Annotated in this window: 9 protein-coding genes; 5 read left to right on the forward strand and 4 right to left on the reverse strand. The window is 37.9% G+C overall.

Translation table 11 applies throughout. The features are described from left to right. Positions 1-23 precede the first annotated feature (23 nt). The gene (locus IPL24_18945; protein MBK8365660.1) at positions 24-950 is read left to right on the forward strand and encodes a phosphatase PAP2 family protein; all 927 of its coding nucleotides are present in this window, start codon (positions 24-26) and stop codon (positions 948-950) included. Here IPL24_18945 and IPL24_18950 read toward each other — a convergent pair. From IPL24_18950 to IPL24_18965, 4 genes are all read right to left on the reverse strand, one after another. Beyond that, positions 947-3250, reverse strand: coding sequence for a TonB-dependent receptor (locus tag IPL24_18950; protein ID MBK8365661.1), 2304 nt, complete (start codon positions 3248-3250; stop codon positions 947-949). The genes IPL24_18945 and IPL24_18950 overlap by 4 nt on opposite strands. A 123-nt stretch (positions 3251-3373) precedes the next feature. Further along, the gene (locus IPL24_18955; GenBank protein ID MBK8365662.1) at positions 3374-3775 is read right to left on the reverse strand and encodes an EVE domain-containing protein; all 402 of its coding nucleotides are present in this window, start codon (positions 3773-3775) and stop codon (positions 3374-3376) included. Positions 3776-3861: 86 nt separating this feature from the next. Next, entirely contained in the window at positions 3862-4908 is a 1047-nt protein-coding gene (gene holA / locus IPL24_18960) for a DNA polymerase III subunit delta (protein ID MBK8365663.1), read from the reverse strand. Between the two features lie 23 nt (positions 4909-4931). Then, positions 4932-5702, reverse strand: coding sequence for an AMP nucleosidase (locus tag IPL24_18965; GenBank protein ID MBK8365664.1), 771 nt, complete (start codon positions 5700-5702; stop codon positions 4932-4934). A 24-nt stretch (positions 5703-5726) separates the two neighbouring features. Here IPL24_18965 and IPL24_18970 point away from each other — a divergent pair, with 24 nt between their 5' ends. The 4 genes from IPL24_18970 (at position 5727) to IPL24_18985 (ending at position 11759) form a co-directional block, all read left to right on the forward strand. Beyond that, a complete protein-coding gene (locus tag IPL24_18970) occupies positions 5727-6206 on the forward strand; it encodes a type I restriction enzyme HsdR N-terminal domain-containing protein (GenBank protein ID MBK8365665.1) in 480 nt (159 codons plus the stop codon). A gap of 213 nt (positions 6207-6419) precedes the next feature. After that, positions 6420-9284: a S8 family peptidase gene (locus IPL24_18975; protein MBK8365666.1), complete on the forward strand. Its 2865-nt coding sequence runs from the start codon at positions 6420-6422 to the stop codon at positions 9282-9284. A 225-nt stretch (positions 9285-9509) separates the two neighbouring features. Beyond that, on the forward strand, positions 9510-10031 hold the full coding sequence (locus IPL24_18980) for a DUF5606 domain-containing protein (protein MBK8365667.1): 522 nt from the start codon (positions 9510-9512) through the stop codon (positions 10029-10031). A gap of 3 nt (positions 10032-10034) precedes the next feature. Beyond that, a complete protein-coding gene (locus IPL24_18985; GenBank protein ID MBK8365668.1) occupies positions 10035-11759 on the forward strand; it encodes a M3 family oligoendopeptidase in 1725 nt (574 codons plus the stop codon). Positions 11760-11782: the final 23 nt, after the last annotated feature.

The following is an 11782-nucleotide window of genomic DNA, read 5'->3' on the forward strand; positions in this document are numbered from 1 at the left end:
TTAATTCATTATTCTTGCAGCACATGATAAGATATTTCATTTTAGTATTGTTTTTCTTTTGCGGGAAACTTTGTGCTGATCCGGTTGATACAATTTCCACAAAAACGAAAAGTGAATTTTGTGTTAGATTGAAAGCTGATTCACTTTTTTCTTTCAAAGCAAAAAGCGGTGTAATTCCTTTTTTCTTTCATAGTATGGGTGCTCAGGCAACTGCTCCGTTTCACATTAATGGTAAACAGATCCTGAGAACAGCCGGTGTACTTGCATTTACTGCTGCATTGATTCATTTTGATATGGAAATTGACAAGGTCTTTAAACCATTAAAGGAAAAGAATAAATTTCTGGCAGACTTTACACCTGAATTTACTGAACTTGGAGATTATTATGGTTATGCATTAGTAGCAGGAATCGCAGGAGTATCTTTCATTGCTCACGAATATCGTCCGTTTCACACCTCGATACTGGCAGCACAGGCAGCATTAACAGCAGGGATCTGGGTTCGTGCAGGAAAAATTCTTTCATCCAGAATGCGGCCCGGTGCAACTTATAATGATCCGAACTACAATACCGATCATTGGTTTGGGCCATTCGCACAATTTAATCCAAAGTACAATCAGGTGAGAGGAGTACCGGCATTTGATGCATTTCCTTCCGGACATACAGCGGCTGCCTTTGCAATGGCAACAATTTTTGCTAAAGAATATAGTGAATACAAGGCTGTCCCGCCAATTCTATACACTCTTGCAGGATTAGTTGCAGTTTCCCGATTGGTTCAGCATGATCACTGGGCATCAGATCTTTTACCCGGCGCAGCGATAGGTTATCTTTGCGCTGATCAGGTTTTCAAATATGATAAACAGATCAGAATGGGAAAATCTACAGGTGCATTGAATGTATTTCCTACTTTCGATCAGGTTCCGCAACTCACGATCCGTTTTGTTCCGAATTAGAAATTGAAACTCGCAGCTAAAGTTGGAATTACAGGTAACTGATAAACCTTATTTCCTGACAAACGATCTACGTAGAAAATATTTTCTCTGTCATAAACATTAGATGCTCCGGCAGTAATTTCAAGGGAACTTCTTTTCGTAAACTGAAATGTTTTCTGAATAGAAATATCCAGTCGGTGGAAATAGGAGAGACGTCCTTTATTCAGGTCGCCGTAATATGTTCCGATCTGAGAATTCTGAGAATTGATATTGGATCCAATACCTCCGGAAATTTGAGGTATCTCATAGTATCCTTGCGATTGAGTGAATGGAAATGGCGATCCGAAATTCCAACGAACATTTGCCTGCCATGAATCTTTGTTTCCAAATTTATATGATCCGACAATATTGACATTGTGTCTTCTGTCAAAATTTGGTTCGTATTCTCTTACACCATCATCTCTGGTTACATATCCTAATCCGTAAACGACCCAGAGGTAGATTTTTTTATGTTCATATTTAAGTGTTAAGTCAACACCTTTCGCTTCGCCAACTTCAACAATGAAATCTTTCTTCTGAATATCCGGTTTGTTTGAATGTAGTTCATCATCAGCAAAGATCTTATCGCGGTTTAAATTTTCAAGCTGGGAAAAGTTTTTGAAATACCCTTCAATGTTCATCGTAAGATGAAAAGGGAGATCAATCTCAAATCCTGCTATTAAATGTTCTGCTGTCTGAAGTCTGGAATCGACAGGTTCTCCTTTGAATTCTTTCGGTAAATTATCCGAACCGGAAAGAAATCCGTAAAACAAATTCACAACATCTCTGTCAGAAGCAGCTGCAACTAAATTTTGAGAATACATTCCTGCAGCTAATTTGAATCGAAGTTTTTCTGTTATATTATATTTTGCTCCGATACGTGGCTCAAGTGAGAATTCACTTAATGATGAATAATAATTCAACCGCAGTCCCGGTTCAATAACAACTTTTGACCATACTTTTTTATATTTCAAATAAGCAGCAAATTCAGTTGTGTTTTCTGTCTGTTCAAATTTTGTTCCGATAGCATTATTGTATTCAAAATTAGTTTTAAACCCTAGCATTTCAATTCCATATTTGAATTCATTTTTACCAAGAAAATAATTGAAATTCAAACCAAGATTAAAACCACTGATTGTACTGGAACGGTTCAGACCATCGCTTTGCTTCAGGTTTACATTGTAATTCGAATATGCAAAATTCCCATCTATCAAAGTTGATGAGCCACCCGGCAGAAGAACAAAATTTGATCCGATTCCTGTAGATTTCCAACCAAGCTTGGCAACATGAAAATAATCTACGTCATCCAGATAATGAAATCCAAAGACATTGAATTTACTTCCACTGGAACTGTTCATAGAGATCTTACCGTACAGGTCAGTAAAGGTGTAAGGCAATCCTAATGAATCAGCATAAGGATAAAGTGATTTTGAAGTTTTATCGAGATAAGAAGTTTTTCCGGAAACGATGAATGAAGAACTACCTTCAGCGCCTTCCGTTTCTTTCTTTAATGGACCTTCAAGAAGGATCTTCGATGTAAAAGGATTAGCGGCGATCTTTCCGCTCAATCTGTTTTTGTTTCCATCGCGGGTTGTAATATCCATGATCGATGAGATCCTGTCACCATATTCAGCATTAAATCCGCCGGTGTAAATATCAGCTCCGCGGATAATATCTGCATCAAGAACAGAATACAGACCAATAGAATGAAATGGATTATAAATGACCATGCCGTCCAGAAGCAATTTATTCTGAATAGGTGTGCCACCTCTGATATATAATTGTCCACCTTGATCACCGGAAAAGACCACTCCCGGAACAACCTGCAGATATTGTGCAAGATCGGGCTCTCCGCCAATTGTCGGCACCTGTTTAATTTCTTTCGGTGTGATCTTATTTACTGAAACACGTACATCAGATTTCTTGGCTTCTGTTTCAGCACTGATCACAACTTCTTTCATTTCAATCGCCGACTGATTGATATAAAGTTTTTTTGTGATGATTGCGCCGGATGTTATTTCAATATCAGTTCTTAATGTATCATAACCTATAGAAGTTACCATTAACAAATATTTGCCCGGAGGAACTTTTGAAATATTAAAGAATCCATCAAGATTTGTTTGCCCGCCATATGTTGTACCACTTAAGAATACACTTGTGTAAATTAAAGGTTCAGAATTGTCCTTGTCATAAACAAATCCACGGATCTCACCAAACTGTGCGCTTACATTAAATGCACAAAGCAGGATGACAAACAAGGTCAGGGAATATCTGTTTTTCATAAAATAATTTTGGTCGATAAATGTATGTAAAATCGGATTCGAATGTAGAACATTGCAACATAAGAATTGTTAAAACACTCCGGGAAAATGAAAAAAAATGGTTAATGATTTGTTAATACAATGTCAGCTACCCATTTGTAAGATCAGATCAAATTCTTCTTTCGTAACAGGCATAACAGAAAGCCGGCTTATTTTGATAAGCAACATGTCTTTCAGTTTTTTTTCTGCTTTGATCATTGATAGACTGATGTACTTTTTAAGTGGACTTACGGCTACAATTTCTACACTTGACCAAGTATCATCTTCAGCAGTAGGATCCTTATAAAATTCCTTACCGACCTTTGCAATTCCAACAACTGCAGGTTCTTTTCCGCTATGATAAAAAAGTACATCGTCACCTTTTTTCATTGATCTCAGATGATTTCGTGCTGCGTAATTCCGTACACCATCCCAGCTTACAGATTTATCTTTGATCAATTCATTCCATCCGTATTCTTCAGGATCAGATTTTATAAGCCAGGGCATATGGGTTGTATTTTGTCAATTGTAGGTCGTAATTCGTAATTCGAAGCTCGATTCTGATTACGAATCTCTGATAACTAATATTGTACTTAGTGAAGTATCTTATAAACCAATTCCTTCAATAATTCCCCATCATTCGTCTGAGCACTGCTGATTCCTTTTGTACGGGTATCAAATTCGCGGATGAAACTGATGTTTCTGATGCAGGTATCAAGGGTATACGCTCGCGCAGCTGATTCGTAGTCTTTGATAAAATAGGGATGAACACCTAAGGCTGCAGCCGGGGTTTCACCTGAGCGGTGATCGACCTGATGAAATTGTAAAACCTTCAGAAAGTAATTATACAGTTGTGATGTCGTTAGAACAGTAGGATTGCTTTTTGTATTAGCGGCGAAATAATTTACGATCTGATTTGCTTTAAAAATATTTCTTTTTCCCAATGCACTTTGCAATTCGAAAATGTTGAATTCTTTACTGATGCCAATATTGTCTTCGACCATAGCAGCCGTTATCTCATCACCGGCTTTAAGACTTAAAATCAGTTTGCTGATTTCATTCGCAATTTTGGAAAGATCATTGCCAAGATACTCAGCCATCATTTTCGTAGCAGCCGGACCAATTCTATAGCCTTGAGAAAGCACATAGCCATTGATCCAGTCCGGTAATTGATTATCGTAAAGTTTTTTAGATTCGAAAAGCAGAGCATTCTTGTCAATTGTTTTTGCAAGTTTTGTTCGCTTGTCAAGTGTTTTATACTTAAAACAAAAAACCAGTATTGTAGACTGCGTAGGTTTAAGAATATACTCCAGCAAAGGATCTTTTGCATCTTTATCTTTGCCTTTATCCTTTTCTTTTTCTTTGCTGATCAGACTTTTCATATCCTGCGCTTCCTTCACAATTACGACCTGATGAGTCGACATCATTGGATAACGCTTTGCATAAGAGATCAGCGTCGGTACATCAACATCTTTTCCATAAAGAACAGTCTGATTGAATTCTTTTTCGCTTTCGCTCAGAATATTTTTTTCGATATAGTCAGAGATCTGATCAATGTAAAAAGGTTCTTCACCCTGCAAAAAATAAACAGGACGAAAGATTTTTTTCTTTAGTTCATTGATGATTTGATCGGTACTCATTGATCCTTTCTACTTAAGTCGGGTTAAAAGCGGAGGTGCTTTACAGTTAAGCCGTTATTCTTTAATTCATTCAAAGAGTCGATGCCAATCACAAGATGATTGTTAACATACGATTCTGTCACTTTCTTGTCGCTGTCTGCGGTTTTTACACCGGTAGAAATCATTGGTTGATCAGAAACAAGAAGCAAAGCACCGGTTGGAATTTTATTATGAAATCCTGCAACGAAAATAGTCGCTGTTTCCATATCAATTGCCATCGAGCGGGTACTTTCAAGGTATTTTTTGAATTCTTTGTCATGTTCCCACACCCTGCGATTCGTAGTAAAAACTGTTCCTGTCCAGTAATCCATGTCATGATTCCTGATGGTAGTGGATACAGCTTTTTGCAGGTTAAAGGCCGGTAGCGCCGGAACTTCAGGTGGGAAGTAATCGTTGGATGTTCCTTCGCCGCGGATAGCAGCGATTGGGAGAATGAGGTCACCCACTGCATTTTTCTTTTTTAATCCACCGCATTTCCCAAGAAATAAAGCAGCCTTCGGATTAATTGCTGATAACAGATCCATGATCAATGCGGCATTCGGACTACCGATTCCGAAATTGATAATTGTGATTCCATTACAGGTTGCATTCGGCATAGGCTTGTCTAAACCGTTGATTGGCACATTATTCCATTCAGAAAACAGTTTTACATAATGATGGAAATTGGTCAATAAAATGTAATCACCAAAATCGTTTAATGCCGTTCCGGTATATCTTGGAAGCCAATTGTCGACTATGTCTTTTTTATTATTCATAAATTTATATTTGTAAAAAAAATCTTGCAGCTACCCCGATTAAATTTTCCTGATTATTCCTTTAAACTCCAGCGGTCATCCGATGAACGGCAAAGTTTAAAAATTTTTGACATAATCCGTAAAAAATATGTTAGTCTGACTCCGGAAGAGTGGGTGCGACAACATCTTCTACATTTTCTTGTGAATGAACGGAAGTTTCCTCAATCTTTGGTCAGTGTTGAAAAAAAGTTGCTAATAAACTCACTGGAAAAACGAACTGACGTCGTAATCTATTCATCCTCACTGAAACCCATATTACTTGCAGAATGTAAGGCTCCCAAAATTGCATTGACTCAGGCCGTATTCGATCAAGCTGCCAGGTACAATATGACCCTGAATGTTGCATACTTTTTAATAACAAACGGACTGGAGTCGTTCATCTGCAAAATCGATCATTCGACTCAGTCATATGCGTTTTTGAAGGATATTCCTAGTTATGAGGAGCTTAAGTTGTCTCATTCGTAATTGATGAATTGATACAGGTTTTAGGTTACACGTTTTCAGGTTTACAGGTTTCAGGTTTCAGGTTACAGGTTGCCAACCTGTTAACCTGCCAACCTGTTAACCTGTTAACCACACACCCCCTCCAATTCAAATGACACTCCCTTGACTATCCCTACTTTGTTCGTGTTAAAAATGGTACTACATTGTGCCCTACATCAGTAACTTAAACTCATCATGAAAAAAATTACAGCAGCTTTAATGTTGCTCATTATCTCCTTGTTTACAATAAATACTGAAGCAGCTGATAAGAATGCAAATAATTCTACAACAAACAAACAGGTTCTGAATAGCGAGATTCAGGCGGGTGTTTTGGTTTTAAAAATGAAACCCGAATTCCGGTCTTTATGTTCTCCAACTTCCATTAATGAACCCAAAGTAAAGACGATACTTTCCCGACAAAATGCAGCATCGGTAAACAAAAAATTTCCATTAGCTGTCGCTCCTGTCAATGCGAAAAATAGACATGGTAAAAATGCAGTTGACTTATCTTTGATCTACCAGATAAAAGTTTCAGCTGCTACTAACATTTACAAGTTGCTTCAACAGTTGAACGCAACCGGAGTTGTTGAATATGCCGAACCACTTTTCATCAACAAAATGGATTTCACTCCAAATGATCCGAGTGTAGGGTCGCAATACCAATTTACAAAGATCAGCGCTTTCACAGCATGGGATGTTTGGAAAGGTGATACAAATACTGTGATCGGAATTGTTGACAGCGGTACAGATTGGGATCATCCGGATATTCAGGCAAATTTGAAATTGAATTATGCAGATCCGATTGATGGTACTGACAATGATAATGACGGCTTCATTGACAACTTTCATGGATGGGACGTAAGTGAAAATGATAATAATCCGGTGAATGTAAACAGTACACACGGAGCACACGTTACCGGTTGTGCAGCAGCGGTAACTGATAATAATGTTGGTGTTGCAGGACCGGCATTTAATTGCAGAATACTGCCCATTAAAGCATCTTTAAATTCAAGTACAACAAATATTGATAATGGCTATGATGGAATTGTTTATGCCGCAGATCATGGAGCAAATATTGTAAATTGTTCATGGGGTCGTTCGGGTGGACCAAGTCAGTTCGAGCAGGATATCGTAAACTATGCAGTACTTGATAATGATGTTGTATTGGTAGCCGCAGCAGGCAATGGCGGCATTGATGAAGATCATTATCCTTCATCGTATGAAAATTGTGTTTCTGTTGCTTCTACAACTTCAACAGATTCACGGTCCAGTTTTTCAAGTTTTGGTTTTAATGTAGATGTAAGCGCTCCCGGAAGTAATATTCTTGCGACGGATTTTGATGATACTTACTCAACTCAAAGTGGAACTTCCATGGCCTCTCCAATTGCAGCAGGTTGTGCCGCAATGATCAAGTCTAAATTTCCTTCCATGAATGCATTGCAGGTTGCAGAACAATTAAGATCAACTGCTGACAATATTTACTCGGTACCGGGAAATTCACCTTATATAAGTAAACTAGGAAAAGGCCGCGTGAACTTATTCCGTGCAGTAACAGATTCAATATCTCCGGGAGTAGTTGTAAAGAAAATAAATGTGACAGATGGTAACGACGGAGTATTTGTTATTGGCGATACTTTAAACGTTAGTAACCTGCTTTGGAATTTACTTCGCCCTACAACAAACCTTACATGTACTATTGCGGCACCAACAACTCCATTTGTTCAGATCCTGAATAATACGCATACCGTTGGTGTACTAAGTACAAATGATACCTTATCAAATTTTGCAGCACCATACAGAATTGTAGTATTGCCAGGAACACCTCTGAATCTCGAAGTGGTATTAAGGATTACTATCAATGATGGTTCATGGTCTGACGTATTTTCATTCAAGGTTATTATTAACGAAGATTATATTAATATAAATGTAAACGACATTGCAACATCTATTACCAGTAAAGGTCTTACCGGTTACAATCAAAGCGGGCAGGTACAGGGACTGGGATTTAGATATCAGGGTAGCCCGACTATTTTGTATGAAATGTCACTGATGGTTGGCGCTTCAGGAACACAGGTTTCAGATTATTTCAGAGGTGATGGAGCAACAAGTGATGAGGACTTTAGTAAAGTTCAAACAGTTGCTCGTCAGGTTCCTGCATTGGTATCTGATTTCGATGCTGTAGGGCAGTTTGATGATGATGGTCCTACATCGACAAGTCCGATTAATGTACTGATCACTCATCACGCATATGCGTGGTCGGCTGCACCGGACAATAAATATGTGATGCTTCAGTATTCAATCAAGAATGTTGGATCATCGACACTTAATAATTTTGCAGCAGGTTTGGCTGCAGACTGGGATATTCCGGACTTTAATAATAACAAGGCACAGACAGATGCTTCCCGCAGAATGGGAATTGTTTGGTGTACAGATGTAGATGGTATCTGGGCAGGAATGAAATTATTAAGTCATACAGGAACTTTCAATCATTACGCAATCGATAATTATGCAGCTAATGGTGGATTGGATCTGTCTGATGGTTTTTCAGGTACAGAAAAATATTCTTCTATGACGACAGGCAGAGCCGATGCAGGACTTACATTGAACCCTGCAACCGGTAATGATGTACTCAGTGTCGTATCTGCAAATGGAATTACACTGGCACCCGGTGATTCTGTGGAAGTCACATTTGCATTGATTGCAGGAGATGATCTTGCAATGATTCAAGCATCAGCTGAAGCAGCTCAGATAAAATATGATAATGCGCTTTCAGTTGAGAACCTGAATATCATTTCATCATCTACTCAAATTAAAGAGATCTATCCAAATCCGGCAAACAAACAAACTCACATAGAATTTTCACTTGCATCAAGTGGAAAAACAACAATTGGAATTTACAATTTGCTTGGAGAGAAAGTGAAGGATGTGATATCGGAAAATCTTTCAGCAGGAACTTATTCACTGATAATTGATGTCTCAGATCTTTCTTCAGGAAGTTATTTCTGCAGGCTGGAAAGTGGTGCTGCAGTATCGACACTGCCGCTTAATGTAGTGGAATGATCTGACGGATAATCACGTTTGTGTTTTAAAGATAATAGGTCAAGGGTCAAGGGTCAAAGGTCAGTAGATGACTATGACCTTTGACCCTTGACCTTTAACCTTGTTTTTCTTGACCTACTACTTTCCTGAAATGTGACTGAAAAAGAGGTTAATAAATTTCGGTTAAAATCAATATTTTCTCCTCTTTTCCCGTTACATTTGTCGTCAGTTTAAAGAATTATAATTATGGAATTCAAAGAAATAATTTCCGTACCCGGAATGGGCGGATTATACAAAGTGGTAGCTAATAACCGTGCGGGCTTCATAGTTGAGTCACTCGCTGATAGTAAGCGCACCATTATCAATTCAAATCAACGAATAATGACATTGGTTGATATTGCCGTTTACACTGCCGATGGTGAAGTTCCATTGCGTGAGATCTACAAAAAGATTCAGTCTGCCGAAGGAAATAAATTGAAAGCCGATGTGAAGGGCGATCAAACTAAATTACGCGAGTATTTCAAAAAGCTGGTACCGGATTTTGATGAAGAACGAGTTTATACTTCTGATATTAAAAAGATGCTGACATGGTATGAATTGCTTAGCGATAAAATTGATTTTTCAAAAGTTGAAGAAAAGGAAGGTGATGAAAAATCTGTTATTGGCGACAAAGACGGAAAAGTTCCGGTGAAAGCGCATCACGAAGCACATGGTCCCAAAGTAGAATCAGCAAAGAAGGCAACTGCACGCACAAGAAAAAAAGTTTAATAGATGAATAATGCAACTGAATTAACTTCTGCTGACAAAATTACCAGAAAGTTTATTCCAAAAGATCTTGACGTCAATAACTGGCAGGAACTTGAACCATTTTTTCAGTCATTAGTGAATAGAAAAAATGAGACGATTGACGAATTGCTGGAGTGGTTGTATAATCTGAGTGAACTGGAAGCAGTTATCGAAGAGCATGCAGGCTGGTTATATATCAGAATGACATGTGATACTCAGAATAAAATTTTAACAGAAGCCTATACTTATTTTGTTGAAGAGATAAATCCAAAGATTGCTCCATACATGGATCAATTGAATAAAAAATTTATCGTTGAGCCTGCTATAAATTCACTTGATGAAAGGTATAAAAATCACATCAAGAGTGTACAGAATTCAATCCGTCTCTTCAGAGAAGAAAATATTCCATTACATGCACAGTTGTCTGTAAAAGAACAACAGTACGGTGAAATTTCCGGATCGATGACTGTCGACGTTAATGGTAAAACAATAACGTTACAGCAAGCTTCAAATTTTTTAAAGGAACCTGACAGAAAATTGCGTGATGAAGTGTATCACAAAATTGTATCAAGACGTGCAGAGGATCGTGATCGACTGGATCAGTTATTCAATGAGTTGATTGCGCTTCGGAATACTGTGGCAAAGAATGCGGGTTTTGATAATTTCCGGGACTATAAATTCGTTGAGTTAGACCGTTTTGATTATACGTCTGATGATTGTTTGAATTTTCATTCTTCGGTGAAAACTTGTATTGTGCCCGTGTTGAATGATTTTATGCAGGACAGAAAATCAAGATTAAAAGTAGATACTCTGAAACCATGGGATCTGGAAGTTGATCCAGAAGGTAAAGCAGACCTGAAGCCATTCAAACTTGGTACAGAGTTGCTTGAAAAATCAATTTCATGTTTCGGTGAAATCGATCCTTATTTTGGAAGTGTACTCAATACATTAAAAGTAAAAGGTTATACAGATCTTGATTCAAGAATCGGTAAAGCTCCCGGTGGATATAATTACCCTCTCTATGAAAGCGGAGTGCCATTTATTTTTATGAATGCAACCGGTTCTTTGCGCGATGTGATAACAATGGTTCATGAAGGCGGACATGCTATTCATTCAATGTTAACTGCCGACCTTGATTTCATTGGGTTTAAAGAATTGCCTTCGGAGATCGCAGAACTTGCATCAATGAGTATGGAATTGATCTCAATGGAACACTGGAATCATTTCTTTGATAATGATGAGGATCTAAAGAGAGCAAAACTCGAACAACTTGAAAATGTTATTGAAGCATTACCATGGATAGCATGTGTTGATGCATTTCAACACTGGTTATATACTAATCCGGGACACACAATTTCTGAAAGAACTCAGGCATGGAAGAAATTGATTTTAGAATTCACATCTGTACATGTTGACTGGAGCAGTGATCAGAATGCTTTAGAACAAATGTGGCAGAAACAATTGCATTTGTTTGAAGTTCCGTTTTATTATATCGAATATGGTATGGCTCAGCTTGGCGCAATAGCAGTCTGGAGAAATTACAAAAATGATCCTGCCAAAGCGATTGAACAATATAAAAATGCGCTCCGTTTAGGGTACACCAAAAGCATCCCTGAAGTTTATAAAACTGCCGGAATTCATTTCGATTTCTCGGAAAAGTACATAAAGGAGTTGGTCGATTTTGTACGTGTTGAAATAAAAAAACTGTAAGGTAATTACAGTTTTTTTTTAGT

The sequence above is a fragment of the Bacteroidota bacterium genome, from assembly GCA_016711505.1.
Lineage (GTDB): Bacteria > Bacteroidota > Bacteroidia > AKYH767-A > 2013-40CM-41-45 > JADKIH01.

Coding starts and splice junctions, on each gene's coding strand:
- IPL24_18955 (MBK8365662.1), bottom strand. CDS start 3,775: ATGCCCTGGCTTATAAAATCTGATCCTGAAGAATACGGATGGAATGAA.
- IPL24_18980 (MBK8365667.1), top strand. CDS start 9,510: ATGGAATTCAAAGAAATAATTTCCGTACCCGGAATGGGCGGATTATAC.
- IPL24_18975 (MBK8365666.1), top strand. CDS start 6,420: ATGAAAAAAATTACAGCAGCTTTAATGTTGCTCATTATCTCCTTGTTT.
- IPL24_18945 (MBK8365660.1), top strand. CDS start 24: ATGATAAGATATTTCATTTTAGTATTGTTTTTCTTTTGCGGGAAACTT.
- IPL24_18965 (MBK8365664.1), bottom strand. CDS start 5,702: ATGAATAATAAAAAAGACATAGTCGACAATTGGCTTCCAAGATATACC.
- holA (MBK8365663.1), bottom strand. CDS start 4,908: ATGAGTACCGATCAAATCATCAATGAACTAAAGAAAAAAATCTTTCGT.
- IPL24_18950 (MBK8365661.1), bottom strand. CDS start 3,250: ATGAAAAACAGATATTCCCTGACCTTGTTTGTCATCCTGCTTTGTGCA.
- IPL24_18985 (MBK8365668.1), top strand. CDS start 10,035: ATGAATAATGCAACTGAATTAACTTCTGCTGACAAAATTACCAGAAAG.